The organism is Bradyrhizobium sp. HKCCYLS2038 (assembly GCF_051167655.1).
Taxonomy (GTDB): domain Bacteria; phylum Pseudomonadota; class Alphaproteobacteria; order Rhizobiales; family Xanthobacteraceae; genus Bradyrhizobium.
This window is the reverse complement of the sequence record NZ_JBNPTM010000005.1, coordinates 365,901-386,637: the sequence shown is the minus strand read 5'-3', so window position 1 is coordinate 386,637 and position 20,737 is coordinate 365,901. Positions and strand designations below refer to the sequence as shown.

At 65.3% G+C, this 20,737-nt stretch carries 17 protein-coding genes; 10 read left to right on the top strand and 7 right to left on the bottom strand.

The genetic code is table 11. The annotated features are described in order from the left end of the window. Positions 1-59: 59 nt before the first annotated feature. From ACQR1I_RS23655 to ACQR1I_RS23645, 3 genes are all read left to right on the top strand, one after another. A complete protein-coding gene (locus ACQR1I_RS23655) occupies positions 60-1,055 on the top strand; it encodes a TRAP transporter substrate-binding protein (protein ID WP_434868209.1) in 996 nt (331 codons plus the stop codon). Between the two features lie 75 nt (positions 1,056-1,130). Beyond that, on the top strand, positions 1,131-1,715 hold the full coding sequence (locus tag ACQR1I_RS23650) for a TRAP transporter small permease (protein ID WP_434868210.1): 585 nt from the start codon (positions 1,131-1,133) through the stop codon (positions 1,713-1,715). Continuing rightward, on the top strand, positions 1,712-3,052 hold the full coding sequence (locus tag ACQR1I_RS23645) for a TRAP transporter large permease (protein ID WP_434868211.1): 1,341 nt from the start codon (positions 1,712-1,714) through the stop codon (positions 3,050-3,052). Before ACQR1I_RS23650 ends, ACQR1I_RS23645 begins: the two co-directional genes overlap by 4 nt. A gap of 20 nt (positions 3,053-3,072) precedes the next feature. Here ACQR1I_RS23645 and ACQR1I_RS23640 read toward each other — a convergent pair whose 3' ends face one another. Further along, positions 3,073-3,858 (bottom strand): enoyl-CoA hydratase/isomerase family protein, encoded by a 786-nt coding sequence (locus ACQR1I_RS23640; protein WP_434868212.1) that lies wholly within the window; start codon positions 3,856-3,858, stop codon positions 3,073-3,075. A gap of 150 nt (positions 3,859-4,008) precedes the next feature. Here ACQR1I_RS23640 and ACQR1I_RS23635 point away from each other — a divergent pair, with 150 nt between their 5' ends. After that, complete coding sequence (locus ACQR1I_RS23635) at positions 4,009-5,244, top strand: NAD(P)/FAD-dependent oxidoreductase (protein ID WP_434868213.1); 1,236 nt, start codon at positions 4,009-4,011, stop codon at positions 5,242-5,244. Here the strand turns inward: ACQR1I_RS23635 and ACQR1I_RS23630 are convergent. Both ACQR1I_RS23630 and ACQR1I_RS23625 read right to left on the bottom strand, forming a co-directional pair. After that, entirely contained in the window at positions 5,241-6,149 is a 909-nt protein-coding gene (locus tag ACQR1I_RS23630; RefSeq protein WP_434868214.1) for a ribokinase, read from the bottom strand. The genes ACQR1I_RS23635 and ACQR1I_RS23630 overlap by 4 nt on opposite strands. Before the next feature lie 23 nt (positions 6,150-6,172). Continuing rightward, complete coding sequence (locus ACQR1I_RS23625) at positions 6,173-7,066, bottom strand: sugar kinase (protein ID WP_434868215.1); 894 nt, start codon at positions 7,064-7,066, stop codon at positions 6,173-6,175. A 207-nt stretch (positions 7,067-7,273) separates the two neighbouring features. On the opposite strand from ACQR1I_RS23625, the gene ACQR1I_RS23620 reads away from it, so the two are divergent. The 3 genes from ACQR1I_RS23620 (at position 7,274) to ACQR1I_RS23610 (ending at position 10,653) form a co-directional block, all read left to right on the top strand. Beyond that, a complete protein-coding gene (locus tag ACQR1I_RS23620; RefSeq protein ID WP_434868216.1) occupies positions 7,274-8,530 on the top strand; it encodes a Glu/Leu/Phe/Val family dehydrogenase in 1,257 nt (418 codons plus the stop codon). Further along, positions 8,527-9,375, top strand: a complete 849-nt coding sequence (locus ACQR1I_RS23615; protein ID WP_434868217.1) for a VOC family protein — start codon at positions 8,527-8,529, stop codon at positions 9,373-9,375. Before ACQR1I_RS23620 ends, ACQR1I_RS23615 begins: the two co-directional genes overlap by 4 nt. A 336-nt stretch (positions 9,376-9,711) precedes the next feature. Then, positions 9,712-10,653: an NAD(P)H-binding protein gene (locus ACQR1I_RS23610; RefSeq protein WP_434868451.1), complete on the top strand. Its 942-nt coding sequence runs from the start codon at positions 9,712-9,714 to the stop codon at positions 10,651-10,653. Positions 10,654-11,688: 1,035 nt separating this feature from the next. On the opposite strand, the gene ACQR1I_RS23605 is transcribed toward ACQR1I_RS23610, so the two are convergent. Continuing rightward, positions 11,689-12,909 carry a cytochrome P450 gene (locus tag ACQR1I_RS23605; protein ID WP_434868218.1) on the bottom strand — a complete coding sequence of 407 codons (1,221 nt, stop codon included), beginning with the start codon at positions 12,907-12,909 and terminating at the stop codon, positions 11,689-11,691. Positions 12,910-13,178: 269 nt separating this feature from the next. Here ACQR1I_RS23605 and ACQR1I_RS23600 point away from each other — a divergent pair, with 269 nt between their 5' ends. The 3 genes from ACQR1I_RS23600 (at position 13,179) to ACQR1I_RS23590 (ending at position 18,225) form a co-directional block, all read left to right on the top strand. Continuing rightward, positions 13,179-13,865: a TetR/AcrR family transcriptional regulator gene (locus tag ACQR1I_RS23600; RefSeq protein WP_434868219.1), complete on the top strand. Its 687-nt coding sequence runs from the start codon at positions 13,179-13,181 to the stop codon at positions 13,863-13,865. Between the two features lies 1 nt (position 13,866). Beyond that, complete coding sequence (locus ACQR1I_RS23595) at positions 13,867-15,057, top strand: efflux RND transporter periplasmic adaptor subunit (RefSeq protein WP_434868220.1); 1,191 nt, start codon at positions 13,867-13,869, stop codon at positions 15,055-15,057. A 69-nt stretch (positions 15,058-15,126) separates the two neighbouring features. Then, the gene (locus ACQR1I_RS23590) at positions 15,127-18,225 is read left to right on the top strand and encodes a MexW/MexI family multidrug efflux RND transporter permease subunit (protein WP_434868221.1); all 3,099 of its coding nucleotides are present in this window, start codon (positions 15,127-15,129) and stop codon (positions 18,223-18,225) included. 248 nt (positions 18,226-18,473) lie between these two features. On the opposite strand, the gene ACQR1I_RS23585 is transcribed toward ACQR1I_RS23590, so the two are convergent. Genes ACQR1I_RS23585 through ACQR1I_RS23575 form a run of 3 tightly spaced genes read right to left on the bottom strand, consistent with a single transcriptional unit; the run spans position 18,474 to position 20,636 of the window. Continuing rightward, complete coding sequence (locus tag ACQR1I_RS23585) at positions 18,474-18,773, bottom strand: hypothetical protein (RefSeq protein ID WP_434868222.1); 300 nt, start codon at positions 18,771-18,773, stop codon at positions 18,474-18,476. A gap of 26 nt (positions 18,774-18,799) precedes the next feature. Next, a complete protein-coding gene (locus ACQR1I_RS23580; protein ID WP_434868223.1) occupies positions 18,800-19,693 on the bottom strand; it encodes an ABC transporter permease in 894 nt (297 codons plus the stop codon). A 1-nt stretch (position 19,694) separates the two neighbouring features. Further along, positions 19,695-20,636: an ABC transporter permease gene (locus tag ACQR1I_RS23575; RefSeq protein ID WP_434868224.1), complete on the bottom strand. Its 942-nt coding sequence runs from the start codon at positions 20,634-20,636 to the stop codon at positions 19,695-19,697. Between the last annotated feature and the right edge of the window lie 101 nt (positions 20,637-20,737).

The window sequence follows — 20,737 nt, the reverse complement described above, 5'->3', positions numbered from 1 at the left end:
TGACAATTCAATGCAGCCAATGGGATGATCCCTGAAAATGATAACTCGGGGAGGGGCTCGTGAGAGGTTGGAGCATTAGTGCATGGGCGTTTGCAGCAGCAATTGCTTGTGCCGCGACTGCGAACGCGCAGGACGTCAAGCACTACCGTTTCGCCTATGATCAGCCTCGGAACACCGGCTACTCCATCGCCGGGGACCTGTTTGCCGACAAGCTCAAGGAGTTGAGCAAGGGCACCATGCTGATCGACCAGTATCCGGGCGCGCAGCTCGGGCAGGAGCCGCAGATCCTGCAGCTGGTCAAGGCGGGCGATGTCGACTTCGCCATCGTTTCCTCGGCCAACACGGCGACGATTTCGCCCCAGGCGGGCGTGATGTCGCTGCACTTCCTGTTTCGCAATGAAGCCCATGTGATCAAGGGATTGGCCGATCCCCAGGTGTTCGAAGCGATCAAGACAATGATCGACGAGACCACGCAGGGCCTGCACGTCATCGGGACCGGCTCGCAGGGCGTGCGCCACATCTACAGCAAGAGGGAGATCCACAAGGTCGACGACATCAAGGGGATGAAGATCCGCGTCCAGGCGACCGCGACCGAAGACACCATGTTCCCGGCTTATGGCGCACAGACCGTGCATATGCCGTTCGGCAGCGTCTATACCTCGCTGCAGACCGGCGTGGTCGAGGCTGCGGAAAACAGCATCAACGTCTATCTCGTCAACAAGCACTACGAGGTCGCGCCGGTGCTGTCGATCACCGAGCATGAGGCCAACAACGCCCTGGTCTTCATCAGCGACAAGCTCTGGCAGAGCCTGTCGGCCGAGCAGCGCAAATGGGTGCTGGCGGCGGCAGCCGAAATCAGTTCGAAAGAGCCGGCGAAGGCGTTCGAACTGGAACGAACGGCGGCGGCCAAGCTCAAATCGTTCGGCGTCAAGATCGTCGACGATGTCGACAAGAAGAGCTTCACCACGGTCGCCGATCCCTATCTCGACAAGCTGGCCAAGGAGCTCGGCCCGCACGCCGAAAAGATCAAGAACCTGATCCGTGCGATCAACTGAGCCGACAGAACAACCTGCGTTGTCGTAGCTCGGGCGCTTGCTGAGACGACGGGATCGGGAGCGACGAGGAAGCGGATGTCCATCGCCGACAAGCTCGTGCTGAAAAGGCAGCGTCATCTGAAGTGGCGCAAGCTCGACCGGGTCGAGCTGGTGCTGATGATGCTGTGCGGCGCGCTGTGCTTCGGCTTCTCGCTGTCGGTCACCGCCGACATCATCACACGCACCATCGGTCATCCCTGGCTGTGGCTGCAGGAAGTCACATCCACCCTGTTCATCTACGCGATATTCATCGGCGCTGCGGTGGCGACACGCCGCAATGATCATCTGTATCTGACCGCGATCGCCGAATCGATGCATGGCCTGCCGCGTCTCGTCGTCGAGATCGTGCTGCGTCTCGTCGTGATCGGGGTCGCGTTGTGCCTGGTCTGGTATGGCTACCTCAACTTTCTGCGTGGCTTTGGCAGTTTCCGGCTGCCTTCGGGCACGCCGATCGCCTCGCTCTATGTGATCATTCCCCTCTCAGGGGTGCTGATCGCGCTATTTGCGGTCGAGCAGCTGGTGAATGGCATCGCCAACGGCTTCGATCATCCGGAGCCACCGGACCCGGAGGCCGCATCTCCGCCGCTCCCTGCCGAACCTGCGTGGAGCGATCGGACGTGAGCCCTCCCGTCATCCTCGCGCTGATGTCCATCTGCTTCTTGTCATTCGGCTATCTCGGCGTGCCCGTGCCGTTCTCGCTGCTGGCAGGCGTGTTCGTCGGTGCTTTCCTCGCCGACGTCTCGCTCGCAGCGATCGTGCAGAAGATCTTCGACGGGGTCGATTCAGAGGCGCTGCTTGCGATCCCGTTCTTCCTCCTGGTCGGCGAGCTGATGAGCTCGGCGAATGTCGTGGTCCGGATCGCCAATCTGTCGGTGTCGCTGGTCGGGCATATCCGGGGCGGGCTGTCGCAAGTGGTGGTCGTCTTCAGCATGTTCTTCTCGGAGATGTCGGGATCGACCACCGCTGATGTCGCGGTGATGAGCCGCGCGCTCGGAGGACCGATGCGGCGGGAAGGGTATGAGCCCGCTTTCATCGCGGCGATCATCGCGGCGGCCTCGACCATCGCGGCGCTGGTGCCGCCGAGCATCACGGCGGTGGTCTATGGTGCGGTCGGCAACGTCTCGATCGCCGGCCTGTTCATGGCAGGCGTCGTGCCCGGATTCATGATCGGCTTCGGGCTGATGATCTATTGCTACTTCTTCGGTCCCTCCGGCCTGCGCAAGCCGCGCGCGCCGCTCCGCCAGGTGATGTTCGCAGGCGTCGATGCGGCGCTGCCGCTGATGATCCCGGTGATCCTGCTCGGCGGCATCCTGACCGGCTGGTTCACGCCGACCGAGGCCGGCGTGGTCGCAGTGGCCTGGATCATCCTGGTCGTGATTCCCGCGCTCAATCGCGGTCACTTCAAGAAGATCCCGTATGATTTCTGCCTGGCGGGGCTGATCTTCTCGCTGCCTCTGATCACCATCGGCGCCGCTAATGCGTTCGGCTGGATGCTGGCCTATCTGCGTGGCGCCATCTTCATCACCGACTGGATCACCTCGATCGCCGGAAACGATCCGCATTTGATCATGCTGTTGATGGTGCTGCTGTTCACCATCATCGGTGATTTCATCGAGCCGGTGCCGACCATCATCATCTTCATGCCGCTCGTCAACGCACTCACGCAGGCCGGCGACATCAACGCCGTGCATATGGGCGTGGTGCTGATCGCCACGCTCGCTTTTGGCCTGATCACGCCACCCTATGGGCTTGTGCTGCTGATGGGGTCGAAATTCGTCGGTGTCAGTTTCGGCAAGGCGTTGCGTGCGGCGCTGCCGATCTATGTCGTGTTCCTCTTCACCATCGCCTTCACGATCTATTTCCCGAGCGTCGTGCTGTGGCTGCCCAAGCACGTCATTCCGGAGTCGGTCGGCTGCTTCAAGTCGCCGGCCGGCACCGGCTACATCTGTCCGAACTGAGTGATGCGCCGACTGAAGCGTCATTTGTCCTTGCTGGTGAATTTCCGCGTCGCGGCCCGGAAAGCGTCGGTATGCATGCAGGCGATGATCGCATCGCGTTCGGCCGCCAGTTGATCCTCGACCGAGCTGGTCGGGGCGCGATGGATCAAGGCCTTGGTGGCCGCCAGTCCCGCCGGCATGTTCTGCGCCAGCCGCTGCGCCAACGCCGCGGTCGCCGCGGCGAGTTCGGACGCAGGCACGACCTTGGCGACGAGGCCCCAGTCATGGGCTTGAGCGGCCGTGAAACTGTCTTCGGCCAAAAAGATCTGCAGCGCGCGCCGGACGCCTGCGGCCGCGACGACGCCCACGGTGCCGCCGCCGTCGGGCGAGACGCCCAGCTTGGCGTAGGCCGGCGTGAAGCGCGCTTCCTCAGCGGCGATGCAGAGGTCGGCCGCGAAGGCGAGCGACATGCCGGCGCCGGCCGCGGAGCCGTGCACGCTGGCCAGCACGATCTTCGGCATGCGCCGCAGGCAGGCGATGAAGGCGTGATAGTGATGCAGCAACTCGCTGACCACCGGTGTGATGGTGTCGGCTTCAGCCGCGGCGCCGATCGTCTGCAGGTCGCCGCCAGCGCAGAAGGCGCGGCCTTCGCCCTTCAGGACGAGCACCCGGATGCTCGGATCGGCCTCGACCTGCGCCGCGAGCTGCTCCAGCCGCTTGGCGATTGCCAAGTTGATGGCGTTGAACGCCGCGGGGCGGTCGAGCGTGAGGGTCGCGATCGCACCGTCGATGCTGAGGCGGGTGGGTTCCGCGGCTGCGTCCGACATTCATTCCTCCCTGGTATGGTTGTTGCCGCATTTTGAGTGCAGAGGCGGCCGGTGACAATGGCTGGGAAGTCTGCGACAACCCGGTTCCGCTGGCATGACGGGAGGTAAACCCGCAGCAGGCAAGGCTTGCAAACACGGGATCTGGACAGAATGGGGCAGGGCGCAGTGACGAAGGGACCGGTGGTGATCGTGGGCGCGGGGCATGCGGGCTTTCAGCTCGCGACGTCGCTGCGTCAGGCAGGCTTTGCCGATCCCATTCACCTGATCAACGACGAGCCGCATCTGCCGTACCAGCGTCCGCCGCTGTCCAAGGCCTATCTGAAGGGCACCGGCGGGCCCGAGACCTTGATGTTCCGCCCGCAGAAGTTCTACGCCGACCAGACCATCGACCTCGTCTACGACCGCGTGATCGCGGTTCAGCGTGACCAGCGCAAGGTGCTGCTCGCCTCCGGCAAGACGCTGGACTATGGCCACCTGGTGTTTGCGACCGGTGCGCGCAACCGACTGCTCGACATTCCCAACGCCAATCTTCCGGCCGTGCGCTACCTGCGCATCCTCGACGACAGCGAAGCGCTCAGGTCGTTGCTCGGCGATGCCAAGCGGGCCGTCGTCATCGGCGCCGGCTTCATCGGCCTCGAATTCGCGGCCACCGCGCGCATCAAGGGCCTCGAGGTCGATGTGCTCGAACTTGGGGCGCGGGTGATGGCGCGGGCGGTGACGGCCGAAATCTCCGACTACTTCCAGAAGCAGCATGCCGATGCCGGCGTGCGGATCCATCTCGGAGTGCAGTCCACCAGCATCGAGGCCGATGGCAACAAGGTCACCGGCGTCAGCCTGAGCGACGGCCGGCACATCCCGGCCGATCTCGTCGTGGTCGGCGTGGGCGTGCTGCCGAACGTCGAGCTCGCGGCGGAGGCCGGTCTGCAGGTCGCTTCGGGCATCGTGGTCGATGAGTATCTCCTGACCAATGATCCGCACATCTCGGCGATCGGCGACTGCGCGCTGTTTGTCAGCCCGCGCTTCGGCGGCACGTTGCGGCTGGAGTCGGTGCAGAACGCCACCGATCATGCCCGCTGCGTCGCCGCGCGGCTGACGGGCGACGCCAAGCCATATGATGGGCAGCCGTGGTTCTGGAGCGATCAGGCCAATGACAAGCTGCAGATCGCGGGGCTCACCACGGGGTATGACCAGGTCGTGCTGCGCGGGGACCCGGCGCAAAAGGCATTCTCCGCATTCTGCTACAAGGAGGGGCGGCTGGTCGGCATCGAATCCGTCAACCGTGCCGGTGACCACATGTTCGGCCGCAAGCTGCTGGCTGCGGGCGGCACGCTCGACGCCGCCAAGGCTGCTGATTTGAGCTTCGACCTGAAGAGCGCTCTCGCCTAGAGCAGCGCACGCACCTCCTCGGCCGTCGGCATCGACGGGCCTGCGCCCATCCGCTGCACGGAGATCGAGGCCGCGACGTTGGCGTAGCCGATCGCATCTGCGATCGCGGCGCCCTGCGACAGCCGCGACGCCAGCGCGCCGACGAAGCAGTCGCCGGCGCCGGTGGTGTCGACCGCCTTCACCGCGCGCCCGGCGACCAGCCTTGCTTCCCCAGCCGTGACCGCGACCGCGCCGCGTGCGCCGAGCGTGACGCAGACCGTCTGATCGGGACGCGGACCGAGGGTTCGAACAGCATCGACCACCTGCTGCGGCGTGGGCGCATCACCGAGCTCGACACCGGCCAGGAACCCCAGCTCGGTCTCATTGAGCACGAGGATGTCGACGAGCGGGTAGAGCCCGCTCGCGAACGCGCTGGCCGGAGCGGGGTTGAGGATCGTGGTGGCGCCAGCGGCTTTCGCCCGCTGAAAGAACGCAACGATGGTCGCTTGCGGGATTTCGAACTGGCTCACCGCGACGTCATCAGCGGTCAACGCGATCTGCTCCACATCATCGCTGCTCACTTCGGCATTGCTGCCGGGGATGACGACGATCGTGTTGTCGGCGTTCGCCAGCGTGATGATCGCTGTGCCCGTCGCGGCGCTCGCGCTATCCTTGACCGCGGCGAGATCGATGCCCTGGCTGGCGAGAAACGCTCGCAGCTGCTCGCCGAAGGCGTCGCGGCCGAGCCGTCCGATCAGTGCTGTCGGCGTACCGAGCTTGGCAGAAGACACAGCCTGGTTGGCGCCCTTGCCGCCGGGGAAATACATCACCGACTGTCCCGCGACGGTCTCGCCGACGCGGGGATGACGTACGGCCGTCGCCACCACATCCATGTTGATGCTGCCGGCAACGATGACGCGCCCCATTGGCCTTCTCCCCCTGCGCGCCGCTAGACGCGGGCCTCGAATTCCTGCCGCACCAGGCCGATGTCGGCGAGCGTGGGCAGGCCGGCCTCGTTGCCGAGCTTCTGGATCTTGAACGTCGAGGCCGCGCGGGCGAACTCGAAATGCTCCTTCCAGCTTTTCGCCGGATCGGCCAGATACGAGTACACATAGGCGCCATGGAAAACGTCGCCGGCACCGTTGGTGTCGATCACGCGCTCGCGCGGAATCGGGTAGGCCGGCAGTGTATGCACGGCGCCGACCTCGTCGTACCACAGCAGGCCCTTCTCGCCCTGGGTCACGCCGCCGATCCGGCAGCCGCGGCTCTTGAGGTAGTCGAGCATCTTCTCCGGCGTGAGATCCATCTGCTCGCACAGCCGCTCGGCGACGATCGCCACGTCGATATATTCGAGCAGCTCATGGGTGTTGGTGCGCAGGCCGCCGCCGTCCAGCGAGGTCAGGATGCCGGCCTCGCGGCACAGCTTGGCATAATGCAGGGCGGCGTCGGGCTGGTGGCCGTCGACGTGGAGCGCCCGGCAATTGCCGAGATTGAGCAGTGGGAACGGATGGATGTGCGCATCGTCGCGGCAGCGGACGATGGCGCGCTTGCCGTCCTTCGGCATGATGAAGGACAGCGAGGACGCGTTGACCTTCCGGGGATGGACGGAGATGCCGTATTTCGCCGTCATGTCCTGGAACATGCGTCCGAGCCAGTCATTCGCGATCGTGGCGATCAGGTCCGGAACGATGCCCAGCTTGGCGCAGCAAAATGCCGCAGTCACGGCATTGCCGCCGAACGACACGGCATAGTCGGATGCGACGTGCTTCTCGTCTCCCGTCGGCATGTGGTCGGTGATGAAGGTGACGTCGATGTAGGTTTGTCCGATGAAGAGGGCCTGCATTGGCATTTCTGTCTCATAAAAGGGGTGAACGCGGCCCCGGCGCCGCCAGATTAGCAAGCGGTTAAAGCGGATCAACGCTGAAATTATTCGTCAAATCGTCACCATGGCGGTTGAGATCGGCCCCTTGCACCCGCCGGCCCCCTGCCGCCGGCGCGTGGAGCGCGCTAAGGTCCCAGGCCGGCAGGCGTGCAGATTCGGGAGCGGCAGATGACTGTCTATGCAGGTCCAGTCTTCGAAATGGCGACCAATCAGTTCAACGTGATTGCCGACCACCTTGGCATCCCAGGCGACGAGCGCGACCGGCTGCTGCTGCCGAAACGGGCGATCACCGTCTCGTGTCCGATCCACAAGGACGACGGCACCATTGCCGTCTACGAGGGATACCGCGTCCAGCACCTGCTGACCATGGGGCCGACCAAGGGCGGCACGCGCTTTGCGCCCACGGTGGATATCGGCGAGGTGGCGGCGCTGGCGATCTGGATGAGCTGGAAATGCGCCCTGGTCGGTCTGCCCTATGGCGGCGCCAAGGGCGGCGTCAACGTCGACCTCTCCAAGCTGTCCCGGCGCGAGCTCGAATCGCTGTCGCGCCGCTACATGCAGGAGATGATCCCCTTCGTCGGGCCGCATACCGACGTCATGGCGCCGGACATGGGCACCAACGAGCAGGTGATGGCCTGGTTCATGGACACCTATTCCATGTATCAGGGCCAGACCGTGACCGAGATCGTCACCGGCAAGCCGGTGTTCTCCGGAGGCACGCTGGGACGCCGCGAGGCGACCGGCCGCGGCGTGGCGCACGTCTCGCGCCGGGTCATGGATGAACTCGGCATCGATCCCGCCAACTCCACCGCCGTCGTGCAAGGCTTCGGCAATGTCGGCTCCTATGCCGCGCTCGGCTTCCACCAGATGGGCATGAAGGTGATTGCGGTGAGCGATCATACCGGCGCGCTCCATGAAGCCAGGGGACTCGACATCCCCGCTTTGATGGAACACGCCAGCAGGCACGGCAGCATCGCCGGCTTCTCCACCGAGCTTGCCTTCAATCCCGCCGACATTCTCACGCTCGCCTGCGATATCCTCGTTCCGGCTGCGATCGAGCGCGTGATCGACGCCAAGGTGGCGGCAAACCTCAAATGCCGGGTCATTGCCGAGGCCGCCAACGGCCCGACCACCCCTGATGCCGACCTCGTGCTCGACCAGCGCAAGGAGATCTTTCTCATTCCCGACATTCTGTGCAATTCCGGCGGCGTCATCGTCAGCTATTTCGAATGGGTGCAGGACCTGCAGCAGCTGTTCTGGGAGGAGGAGGAGGTGATGCGGCGGGAGTACCAGATCCTCGACCGCGCCTTCGAGAAGATGGTGGCGCGCGCCAAGGCCGACAACGTCGCGCATCGCACCGCGGCGATGGCGATCGGCGTCGAGAAGGTGCGCAACGCCAAGAACACGCGAGGACTGTTTCCGTGATCACCGGCCTCGACCACGTCGTCGTCCTGCTCGAGGACATCAAGGCGGGCTGCGCCGCGTTCGAGACGCTGCTGGCGCGCAAGCCGTCCTGGCAGAACTCGGGCGAGGGCGCCGACCGCGTGCTCTTCACGCTCGACAATATGAGCCTGGAGCTGATGGCGCCGATGGGACAGACGCCCGCCACCGACCGCATCCGCAACGTCATCAAGATCTGGGGCGAGGGGCTCGCCAGCATCTGCTTCGCCACTGCCGACATCGGCAAGATGCATCGACGGCTGGAGCGGGTGGCGCTGAAGCCCGACCCGATCGCCGAGGTCGACAGCACCGACCGCGTGTCCGGCCAGACGTTGCACTGGAAGCGCACCCGCGCGATGACCGATCTCACCCGCGGGGTGCGGATGTTCTTCCTCGAGCTCGCCGGGCAGCGACCGGCGTCGGAGAAGACTGCCGATTCCGCGGTGCTGGGCCTCGACCACATCGTGGTCTCGACCGAGGACCCCGAACGCGCCGCCGCGCTCTACGGCGCGCGGCTTGGCCTCGACATGGCGCTCGACCGCAGCCACCAGGAATGGGGTCAGCTGATGTTCTTCCGCTGCGGCGACCTGATCGTCGAGGTGGTGAGGCGCCCGGTCGCCGGCAACGACAAGGCCAACGACAAGCTGTGGGGCCTGAGCTGGCGCGTCGCCGACATCGAAGCCACGCGCGCCCGCCTGCTCGCCGCCGGCCTGCAGGTCTCCGAGCCGCGCGCCGGGCGGAAACCCGGCACGCGGGTGATGAGCCTCTACAGCGGCACCTGCGGCATCCACACGCTGATCCTGGAGAAGACACCGCGGGCGGCAGAGTGAGGCAATCGCCTGGCAATGGCACAGCAAGTGGAGAGCGGTACCGACACCAAGGTTCGGGCTTGAGCCCAGCTCTTTCAGCACGTCATGGCCGGGCTTGTCCCGGCCATCCACGTCGCAGCGCGCGCGCCGGACGACGTGGATGCCCGGGCCTTCGCCGCGCCGAAGCGGCTTCGGCCGCGCAGGCGGGACAAGCCCGGGCATGACGAGCACTTCATTGGCAGTCTCAACGCAGCACAACGACAAGCCGTGATATAGATCGCGACGATTGCCAGGGTCCTGCTCAAGCCAATGGTTGCTTCCGCCGTAGACCATCCGTCCAATCCCCGCCGCATCTTCATGCTCGGGGCGACGGGAACGATCGGTCGCGCCACCGTGCGCGCGCTGGTCGCGCGTGGACACGAGGTGGTCTGCCTCGTGCGGCCGCGCCACGACGCCATCGCGATCCCGGGCGTCATCGTCAGAACGGGCGACGTCGGCGATCCCGTCTCGCTCGCGCGCGATGGCTTCCGCGGCGAGCGCTTCGATGCCGTGGTGTCCTGCATGGCGTCGCGGACCGGCGTGCCCCGGGATGCCCAGGCGATCGACTATCAGGCGCATGTGAACGTGCTGGACGCCGCGCGAAACGCCGGCATCACGCATTTTGTGCTGTTGTCCGCCATCTGCGTGCAGAAGCCGCTGCTGGCGTTCCAGAGCGCGAAGCTGGCGTTCGAAGCGCATCTGATGTCGCAAGGGCTGACCTATTCGATCGTCCGTCCCACCGCGTTCTTCAAATCGCTGTCGGGGCAGGTGGAGCGGGTGCAGCAGGGCCGGCCCTACCTCGTGTTCGGCGATGGCCGCCTCACCGCGTGCAAGCCGATCAGCGACGCCGATCTCGGCGACTATCTCGCGGGCTGTCTCGACGACGAGACCCGCTGGAACCGGGTACTGCCGATCGGCGGTCCGGGACCAGCCGTCACGCCGATCGAGCAGGCCGAGCATCTGTTCGCGCTGCTCGGCCGCAAGCCGAACATCCGCCGCGTCCCGGTGGCGCTGCTCGATGTCATCATCGGCGGGCTCGATCTCGCCAGGCGCGTCGTGCCGTCGCTCGCCGACAAGGCGGAACTGGCCCGCATCGGCCGCTACTACGCGACCGAGTCGATGCTGGTTCTCGACCCCATCACCGGCCGCTACGACGCGGACGCGACGCCGTCCACGGGCACCGAGACGCTGTTCGACTACTACGCCAAGCTGGTCCGCGGCGAGGCCACGGCCGAGCGCGGCGATCACGCGGTGTTCTGAAATTCCCGGAGCGGCGTTCAGCATCCACTCTCACCGTCGTCATGGCCGGGCTTGACCCGGCCATCCATCACGCTTCGCGACAAGGAGATGGATGCCCGGGTCAAGCCCGAGCATGACGAGCAATTGCGGCGTTGTTATCCCCGCCGTCATTGCGAGAAGCGAAGCGACGAAGCAATCCAGAGTCGCGGGCGCGACCCTGGATTGCTTCGCTTCGCTCGCAATGACGAGGGTGAGACCTTTGATTTTCGCGACGAGACATGGGCGTCCCCTCTCGCGGCGCGTTTCGCGTCCGAGCTTTGCGCTTCGTCCTGCCCTCTCCGAGGAGAGGGCACGGGGAATGCCGGGCGCTGGCCGCACCCATGGCCCGCCTGCGAAAAAAATGCAGGCGGCAGGAACCACAGGTTCAGCCGAGAACACCCGGCATTCCCCGCGCGATGGTTGGAACGGCTGCTTCGCGTTCTCCCCGGTGCTCCGGGCTTGTTGGCCACCGTCGGTCGCAGGACTCGTCCAGCCCTTCGACCTTGACACCAGCGTCGGGGTGTCAGGACCACGCGACTTGACCGTGCGCATCAATGCCGTTCGTCCGCGCGGCCAAGCCACGCTGCAACATCGACACGCCCACCACATCCCGCCTCAACGTCCGTGACGACCGCGAAGCGCCCCTCTGATCGAGACGGGACGAAGGGACGTATATCATGTCTTCTGAGAAAGCGAAATAGAAATTTTGTCGATCGAAGCCCCAGAGGAGGGCGTCGAGATCGGGTGGCCCAATGGTAGCTGCCACCCACGCCGTCATTCCGGGGCATTCGCGCGCAAAATGGCGCAGCCATTTTGAAGCAGCGCGAATGAGCCCGGAATCCATAGCCACGGAGCGATGTCGTAAGACGAGGCGTCAACGACGAGCCTGCCTCGCACGGCATCCTGTGGCTATGGATTCCGGGCTCGCGCCGCGCGCGCCCCGGAATGACATCGAGTGAAATGGCTTGATTGTACCATGTCAGGACCAAGCGTTTTGATAGCCGCTAAGGTTTTGCCTCACCCCTCGACCACACACGGCACGCTCGCAAACCCCCGGAACCGGACCCGCCCGCCGCGCACCGGCGAGCCGTCGAGCTGATAGTTCGGAAACCGCGCCAAAAACCGCGAGATCGCGACTGCACCCTCCAGCCTGGCCAGCGCCATGCCCGCACATTGATGCGCGCCGGTGCCGAAGGCGAGGTGGCGGTTGGCGAGGCGGGTGATGTCGAAGCGTTCGGGATCGTCGAACTGGGCGGGGTCGCGGTTGGCAGCGCCGATGCACAGGGTGACGGAGGTGCCGGCGTCGAGCATCACGCCGCCGAGCTCGACGGGCTCTGTGGTCATGCGGTTGCCGAGCTGGTTGGAGCTCTCGTAGCGCAGGATCTCCTCGACCGCGGTGCGGATCAGTCCCGGCGCTTCGATCAGCCGTCGGCGTCCGCCCGGATGCTGGCACAGCAGCACGAGGCCGTTGCCGATCAGGTTGGTGGTGGTCTCGTGTCCGGCGTTGAGCAGGAAGATGCAGTTGTGCAGCAGCTCCTTTTCGCTGAGCCGCTCGCCGTCGGCTTCGCCCTGGATCAGCCGCGTCAGCACGTCGCGCTCGGGATTGCCGGGTGCTGCGCGCCGGCGCGCGACGAGGGTTTCGAGATAGGTCAGCATGTCACCGACGGCCTGATTGCCGCGGGCAAACTGCTCCGGCGTCAGCACCGGCTCCAGCGCGCCGAGGATGGCGAGCGACCAGTCGCGCAGCGGTCCGCGCTCGTCATGCGGCACGCCGAGCAGATTGCCGATCACCTCGATCGGAATGGCGGAGGCGAAATCCTCGATCAGCTCGAACCGGTCCTTGGCCGCGATGCGGTCCAGGAGCCCGTCGACCAGCGCGATCAGCGCCAGCTCCATCTCGGCGATCGCGCGCGGCGACAGCGCGCCCATGATCAGGCGCCTGACACGCGTATGCGCCGGAGGATCGTTGAAGACCAAGCTGGTGGTGTGATGCTCGTAGAGCGGCGACGCGCCGTATTTGGGCGCGAACTCGCGCTTCTTGTCGGACGAGAACGTCCTGGTCGCCTTGTAGGCGGTGACAAGATCGTCGTAGCGGGTGAGGAAAAAGGAGCCGTTGCGCATCCGCTTGACCGGGGCCTGCTGCCGCAGCGCGCGATAGGTCGGGTAGGGGTCGGCGTAGAATTCCGGCGTCAGGCTCTCGAGGTCGAACTGGTCGGCGAGCGCGGCGTCGTCGGTCATGGCTGGTCCTCCCGGCGGATTCTCGTTCGTTGCGCCGACCGTCGCACGGCCAGCGATGGAATAAAATCCGCGGGCGATGTCCCCTTGGCATCGCCATCACGAGGCGTGCCGCAGATCCGCCGCGTTTGGACGGTATGAAATTGCCGCCGACGCATTGGTTTTCTCGCCTGTGATTCCAGGGACTTGGCCCCTGAGCCCTGCTGCGCTGCGGTGTGTTCCTTGACATCAAGCAAGTGAGTATTTACTCACGAGTGATGTCCACTCTGCGAATGACAAGCGATCTCCGGCGGCAGCTGATCCTCGGCGCAGCGAAGCGTTGCTTCGCGCGTCACGGCTATGCCGGCACGACGACCAAGAGCGTCGCGGCCGCCGCCGCCATCTCGGAGGCGCTGCTGTTCAAGCACTTCCCGTCGAAGGCGGCGCTCTATGCTGACATCCTGACCGAGGAATGCGAGGCCGATCCTGAATTCGAGCTCTTGCTCGGGCAGGAACCTTCGACCGCCACGCTGGTCAAGCTGATGACCGGAATGGTGCAGCACTTTCTCAGCATCGCCGACGTGCCCAATAACGAGGAAGAGCAGCGGCTGCGGCTGATGGCGTCGAGCCATCTCGACGATGGCGAGTTTGCCCGGCTGCTCTACACCAAGATCGATGATCTGATCGGCGCCAAGTTCGTTTCCTCCCTGGAGAGCGCTGTTGCTGCCGGCGAGGCGCTGCGATCGGCTGCCGCACCTCGGGACCTGTTCTGGTTTGCGCATCACACCGTGTTGATGGCGGCCTTGACCCGGCTTCCATCGACGCCCTGCGTGTCCTACGGAACCGCGGCGAGCCTGGAGCGCCAGCTGAGTGAATTCATCCTGCGCGGCATCGGACTGACCGAGGCCGCGATTGCGTGCTATCTCGACCACGAATTGTCGCAACCTCCGGCCCGGCCGGCGACGGCAGAAAGTGCATGACATGAACATTGCGACCGAACCCAAGCTTTCCGGAAAGCCGATCGACGACAAGCCGCGCAAGCGCACCCGCCCGGTGCTGTGGTTCATCGTCGTGGGCCTGCTGCTCGCGGGACTGGTCGGCGGCCTCGTGTGGTTCAACATGTTCCGCGACAAGATGATCGCGGGGTTCTTCGCCAACATGAAGCCGCCGCCGCTGAACGTCAGCGTCGCGACGGCGACCACGGAGACCGTGCCGAACCTCCTGACCGCCGTCGGCGACCTTGCCGCCGTGCACCAGGTCAACGTCACCTCCGACGCCTCGGGCCGCATCACCGAGATCATGTTCATGCCGGGCACGACGGTGAAGCAGGGCACGCCGTTGGTGCAGCTCTATGATGCGCCGGAGCAGGGCGATCTCGCCAACTTCAAGGCGCAGGTGACGGTGGCTCAGCTGTCGCTCGACCGCGCCAAGCAATTGGCGTCGCGCCAGTTCGGCCCGCAGGCGACGGTCGATCAGGCTCAGGCCGCGTTCGACCAGGCGCAGGCCGGCGTCGCCAAGACCGAGGCGCTGATCGCGCAGAAGCTGGTGCGCGCGCCGTTCGACGGCGACCTCGGCGTCCGCAAGGTCGAGGTCGGCCAGTATCTGTCCGCCGGCACGCAGATCGTGTCGCTGACCGATCTGTCGGAGCTGTGGGTCAACTTCACCGTGACCGAGAAGGACTCGGGCCAGTTGAAGGTCGGCCAGACCGTGCGCGTCGGCGTCGACGCGTATCCGGGCAAGACGTTCGAGGGCAAGATCACCACGATCGAGCCGCAGATCGCGACCGACACCCGCAACATCCGGGTGCAGGCGACGATCGCCAATCCGGAGCACATCCTCAAGCCCGGCATGTTCGCGACCACCACCGTGGTGCTGCCGGACAAGCCTCCGGTGCTGACGGTGCCGGAGACGGCTGTCGACTACACGCTGTATGGCGACTCGGTGTTCGTCATCAACGAGAAGAAGGCCGATGACGGCAAGACCTCGCTGGTGGCCGACCGGACCTATGTGCAGACCGGCGACCGCATCAACGGCCGTGCCGTGATCATCAAGGGCGTCAAGGAAGGCGACCGTGTCGTCGCCGTCGGCCAGCTCAAGATCCAGTCCGGCGCAGCAGTCGCGATCTCGACCGATCCGCCGCCGCCGGTGCCGGCCAAGCCGCCGCGCTACTGAGCTAACACGGGCCGCCGCTGCGGCGGCCCGTTCGGACCTCATCTGCCTCCTGCTGACGGGATTGCCGCGATGCGTTTCACCGATATTTTCATCAAGCGTCCGGTGCTGTCGGTCGTGGTCAGCCTGCTCATCCTGCTGCTCGGCCTGCGCGCCGCGTTCGTGCTGCCGATCCGGCAATATCCAAAGCTGTCGAACACGGTCGTCAACGTCACGACGGTCTATCCCGGCGCCTCCGCCGACCTGATCCAGGGCTTCATCACCACGCCGCTGGAGCAGGCGGTCGCCTCGGCCGAGGGCGTCGACTACATCACATCGTCCTCGGTGCAGGGCACCAGCACGATCCAGGTGTTCATCAAGCTCAATTTCGATCCGAGCCAGGCGCTCACCGAGGTGCTCGCCAAGGTCAACTCGGTCCGCTACCTGATCCCGAAGGAATCCAACGATCCGATCGTCACCAAGACCACGGGACAGACGACGTCGGTGATGTATCTCGGCTTCTCCAGCGAGGAGCTGTCGGGCTCGGCGATCTCGGACTATCTCACGCGCGTCGTGCAGCCGGTGCTGTCGACGGTCGACGGCGTCGCCGCCGCCAACATCCTCGGCGGCCAGACCTTCGCGATGCGGATCTGGCTCAATCCGGAGAAGATGGCCGGCCGCAACGTCTCGCCGACCGACGTCGCCACCGCCATTGCCGCCAACAACTTCCAGTCCGCCGCCGGCCAGGCCAAGGGCTATTTCATCGTCTCCAACGTCACGACCAACACGGGTCTCACCGACGTCAACCAGTTCAAGCGGATGATCGTCAAGGCCAAGGACGGCGGCTTCGTGCGGATGGAGGACATCGCCACCGTCGAGCTCGCGGCGCAGAGCACCGATGCCAGCGTCGCCTTCAATGGCGAGCGCGCGATCTTTATCGGCGTCGACGCGACGCCGCAGGGCAACCCGCTCAACATCGTCAGGGGCGTGCGTGCGCTGTTCCCGGACCTCGAGCGCAATCTGCCGCCGTCGATGAAGATGAAGGTGGCCTACGATTCCACCAAGTTCATCCAGTCGTCGATCGACGAGGTCGAGCACACGCTCGGCGAGGCCGTTCTGATCGTCATCGTCGTGATCTTCCTGTTCCTGGCGTCGCTGCGCTCGGTCATCATCCCCGTGGTGACGATCCCGCTGTCGCTGATCGGCGTCTGCACGATGATGCTGGCGTTCGGCTTTTCGATTAATCTGCTGACCCTGCTCGCGATGGTGCTGGCGATCGGCCTCGTCGTCGACGACGCCATCGTGGTGGTGGAGAACATCCATCGCCATCTGGAGGAGGGCAAGGCGCCGGTCCAGGCCGCGCTGCAGGGGGCGCGTGAGATCGTCGGTCCCGTCGTCTCGATGACGATCACGCTGGCCGCGGTGTATGCGCCGATCGGCTTCCTCGGCGGCCTCACCGGCTCGCTGTTCCGGGAGTTTGCTTTCACGCTCGCAGGGTCGGTCATCGTCTCCGGCGTCATCGCGCTGACGCTGTCGCCGATGATGTGCTCGGTGCTGTTGCGCAGCGCGGAGGAGGGGCGGTTCGCGCGGGTGGTCAACCGCGTGTTCGGCGCGATGACGCGCTGGTACGGCCGCAAGCTCGACCGCTCGCTCGACTACCGGCCAGTCACGGCGCTGTTCGCGGTGACGATCCTCGGCCTGGTCGGCTTCCTCTACATGCACACCTCCAAAGAGCTGGCGCCGGAGGAGGATCAGGGCATCGTGTTCTCGGTCACCAAGGCGCCGAAATACGCCAACATCGACTACATCAATTTCTACACCGACAAGCTCGACAAGGCGTTCCAGAAGTTCCCCGAGACCGACCTGCGCTTCGTGCTGAACGGCATCGCTGGCCCGCAGGGCGGCTTCGCCGGCATGCTGCTGAAGCCGTGGGATGAGCGCACGCGGTCCTCGATCAAGCTGAAGCCGCTGGTGCAGGCGGAGCTGTCGAAGATCGAGGGCATCAACGCCTTCGCCTTCAACCTGCCGGCGCTGCCGGGCGGGCCCGGTGGCTTGCCGGTGCAGATGGTGATCAGCTCGACCAACGGCTTCCAGGCGGTCTATGACCAGATGACCAAGCTGAAGGACGCCGCGCGCAAGAGCGGGATGTTCATCGTCTCCGACAGCGACCTCGAGTTCAACCAGCCGGTGGTCAAGGTCTGGATCAACCGCAGCAAGGCCTCTGATCTCGGCATCAACATGCAGTCCATCGGCAACACGCTGGCCGTGCTGCTCGGCGGCAACTACATCAACCGCTTCAACCTCGAGGGCCGCTCCTACCAGGTGATCCCGCAGGTGCCGCGTGACAAGCGACTGTCACCGGATTCGCTGTCGGGCTACTATGTCGCGACGGCCGCCGGCCAGCAGGTGCCGTTGTCGACCGTGGTGAATATCGAGACCGCGACCGATCCGAACTCGCTGACGCATTACAACCAGCTCAATTCGGCGACGTTCTCAGCCGTGCCGATGCCGGGCGTCACGGTCGGGCAGGCGGTCGACTTCCTCGAGAAGCAGGCCAAGAACCTGCCGTCGGGCTTCAGCCACGACTATCTCGCCGACGCCCGCCAATACGTCCAGGAGGGCAACCAGCTCGCCATCACCTTCGGCTTCGCGCTGATCATCATCTTCCTGGTGCTGGCGGCACAGTTCGAGAGCTTGCGGGATCCGCTGGTGATCATGATCAGCGTTCCCATGGCGATCGTCGGCGCGCTGATCCCGCTGTTCTTCGGCCTGGCCACGATGAACATCTACACCCAGGTGGGTCTCCTGACCCTGGTCGGACTGATCACCAAGCACGGCATCCTGATGGTGGAGTTCGCCAACGAGCTCCAGCTGAAAGAGGGCGTCGACCGCCGCACGGCGATCGAGACCTCCGCGCGCATCCGGCTGCGGCCGATCCTGATGACCACGGCGGCGATGGTCACCGGCCTGATCCCGCTCTTGACCGCATCCGGCGCCGGCGCGGCCAGCCGCTTCTCGATCGGCCTCGTCGTCGTCGCCGGCATGTCGATCGGCACGTTGTTCACGCTGTTCGTGCTGCCGGCCGTCTACACCGTCATCGCCACCGACCACCAGGCCGCCGCCAAGTCGAAGCGCGCCCGCGAGATCGCGCAGTTCGACGCCGAGACAGGGCCCGCGCTGAAGGCGACGTGAGCGGGCGCGCTCCTGGTTTGATGACATCAACGGCGGCTGCCCCAGCAGCCGCCGTTTTGTTTTCGATAGTCCCTCAGCGTCCCTCACTGTCGCCCCGGCGAACGCCGGGACCCATAACCACAGGGAGCGGTTTGAGGCAGGCTCGGAGTGACCTTCTCGCGCAACAACGACCGTCCGTGGCTATGGGTCCCGGCGTTCGCCGGGACGACAGCGGAGTATGTTGCGCCAGCGGCGGTCTGCGGCGCCGCTCAGCACGACGGCTTCGTGAAGAACAGATGGTCAAGCAGGATCAGGACGACCGCGATGCCGACGATGATCGCGAAGGCCGCCGCATATTGCAGTGATCGATAGAAGTGCGTGCGATAGGACGCCGAGTACTCGCTTGCGATCGGGCGTCGGAGCGAGAACAGGCCCCGCCATTCCGGTGCGTGGCCCGCCATCAGGATGCGCTCGCGGAACGCCATTGCCAGGACGATCGCCGCTGCTCCCATGTCGATGATCGTCAAGACTCGCAACAGATCCTCGGCCATCCGAGCCAGCAGCATCATGGCGATAGCTCCTCTGTAAGACGGCCTCACTCTTCCTGCTGCGGATCGAGCGCGTCGCGCAGGCCGTCTCCCAACAAATTGAGGGAGAGCACGACGAGGAAGATCGCAAGGCCCGGCCAGATCGCCATCCACGGCGCGTTGGTGAGGAAGCGCTGGGCGGCGTTGAGCATGCTGCCCCAGGACGGTGCCGGCGGCTGTTGGCCGAGCCCCAGGAACGACAGCGCGGCCTCGGCGATGATGGCGGCGGCGACCGACAAGGTCGCCTGCACCAGCAGCGCCGGCATGATGTTCGGCAGAATGTGCCTGACGGCGATCTGCAGGTCGGTGTCGCCGAGGCTGCGCGCGGCGTCGACATAGTCCTCGACCTTGACGCTCAGCACCTCGCCGCGGGTCAGCCGGACAAAAATGGGGGTCGCCGTGATGCCGATCGCGATCATCGCGTTGCCGAGGCTCGGGCCCAGGAACGCCGCCAGCGCGATCGCCAGGATCAGGAACGGGCAGGCCAGCATCGCATCGGTGATGCGGCTGATCAGGGCATCGATGAAGCCGCCGCGATAGCCCGCGAGCATGCCGATGGGCACGCCGACCGACAGCGCGATGAGGACGGAAATGGCGCCGGCGAGCAGCGAGGCGCGCGCGCCATAGATCACGCGGGACAGCACGTCGCGGCCGAGATCGTCGGTGCCGAACCAGTGCGTCGCCGATGGCGCCTTGCGCACCAGCGACCAGCTCGTCTTGATCGGATCGTAAGGGGCGACCAGCGGTGCGAAGAGGGCGAGCAGGATGAAGGCCGCGATCAGGCCGAGCCCGACCATCGCCCCCCGGCGCTTGACGAGGCGGCGCCAAGTGCGCTGGATCGGCCGCTCGAGCGGAGCGAGGGCGCGTACGTCCGATGCGGCTGGCAGCACCGTCTCGGCCATCTCAGCTCCTCAGGCGCGGATTGACGAGGACATAGGCGAGGTCGGCGATCAGGTTGAGCATGATGTAGACGGTGGCGGTGACCAGCACGACGCCCTGCACGACGGCGTAGTCGCGGTTGAACACGGCATCGACGATCAGCTTGCCGAACCCGGGAATGGAAAAGATCTGCTCGGTGAGCACGGCGCCAGACAACAGCGTGCCGAGCTCGAGCGCGCCGAGCGTGATCACCGGCGTCAGGGCGTTGCGCAGCGCGTGGCCGAGGATGACTTGGCGCTCGGAGATGCCCTTGGCGCGCGCGGTTCTGATGTAGTCGCTGCTCAGCACCTGCAGCATGGCGCTGCGGGTGTGGCGCATCAGGATCGCGGCGATGGCGTTGCCGAGCACGAAGGCCGGCATGATGGTGGCGGCGAGGCTGGCGCGCCAGTCCTCGGCCAGCGAGACATAGCCCGAGGCCGGCAGCCAGCCGAGCTTAATCGAGAACACGAAGATCAGCATGATGCCGAGCCAGAAGTTCGGCGTCGAGATGCCCCACAGCGCGAACAGATTGGCGGCGTAGTCCCAGACCGTTCCGCGCTTCACGGCGGAAATGATGCCGGCGGGAATGCCGATCAGGAACGCGATCACGATCGCCATCGATGCGAGCTGCAGGGTCACCGGCAGCTTCTGCAGGATGAGATCGCGCACCGGCATCTTGATGCGCAGCGACTCGCCGAAATCGCCCGACAGCACGCCCTTGATCCAGTAGCCGTATTGCACGGGCAGCGGCTGGTCGAGGCGATACTGCTTGCGGATCTGCTCGATCACCGCGGGATCACGCTCCTCGCCCGCCATCACCAGCGCCGGATCGCCGGGCAGCAGTTGCTGCAGCGAGAAGATCAGGATCGAGACGAAGATCAGCGTCGGGACGATCTGGGCAAGGCGGCGGGCGAGAAAGGTCAGCATGGTCGGTGCCTCGCCCAACGCCTTGATGACAAATGAGCCTGCGAGTTTGTTACTCTGTCATGGCCGGGCTTGACCCGGCCATCCACGTCGCTCCCGGGGTG

Coding starts and splice junctions, on each gene's coding strand:
- ACQR1I_RS23640 (WP_434868212.1), bottom strand. CDS start 3,858: ATGTCGGACGCAGCCGCGGAACCCACCCGCCTCAGCATCGACGGTGCG.
- ACQR1I_RS23585 (WP_434868222.1), bottom strand. CDS start 18,773: ATGATGCTGCTGGCTCGGATGGCCGAGGATCTGTTGCGAGTCTTGACG.
- ACQR1I_RS23590 (WP_434868221.1), top strand. CDS start 15,127: ATGCGTTTCACCGATATTTTCATCAAGCGTCCGGTGCTGTCGGTCGTG.
- ACQR1I_RS23620 (WP_434868216.1), top strand. CDS start 7,274: ATGACTGTCTATGCAGGTCCAGTCTTCGAAATGGCGACCAATCAGTTC.
- ACQR1I_RS23605 (WP_434868218.1), bottom strand. CDS start 12,909: ATGACCGACGACGCCGCGCTCGCCGACCAGTTCGACCTCGAGAGCCTG.
- ACQR1I_RS23610 (WP_434868451.1), top strand. CDS start 9,712: ATGCTCGGGGCGACGGGAACGATCGGTCGCGCCACCGTGCGCGCGCTG.
- ACQR1I_RS23635 (WP_434868213.1), top strand. CDS start 4,009: ATGGGGCAGGGCGCAGTGACGAAGGGACCGGTGGTGATCGTGGGCGCG.
- ACQR1I_RS23600 (WP_434868219.1), top strand. CDS start 13,179: ATGACAAGCGATCTCCGGCGGCAGCTGATCCTCGGCGCAGCGAAGCGT.
- ACQR1I_RS23625 (WP_434868215.1), bottom strand. CDS start 7,066: ATGCAGGCCCTCTTCATCGGACAAACCTACATCGACGTCACCTTCATC.
- ACQR1I_RS23650 (WP_434868210.1), top strand. CDS start 1,131: ATGTCCATCGCCGACAAGCTCGTGCTGAAAAGGCAGCGTCATCTGAAG.
- ACQR1I_RS23630 (WP_434868214.1), bottom strand. CDS start 6,149: ATGGGGCGCGTCATCGTTGCCGGCAGCATCAACATGGATGTGGTGGCG.
- ACQR1I_RS23575 (WP_434868224.1), bottom strand. CDS start 20,636: ATGCTGACCTTTCTCGCCCGCCGCCTTGCCCAGATCGTCCCGACGCTG.
- ACQR1I_RS23580 (WP_434868223.1), bottom strand. CDS start 19,693: ATGGCCGAGACGGTGCTGCCAGCCGCATCGGACGTACGCGCCCTCGCT.
- ACQR1I_RS23595 (WP_434868220.1), top strand. CDS start 13,867: ATGAACATTGCGACCGAACCCAAGCTTTCCGGAAAGCCGATCGACGAC.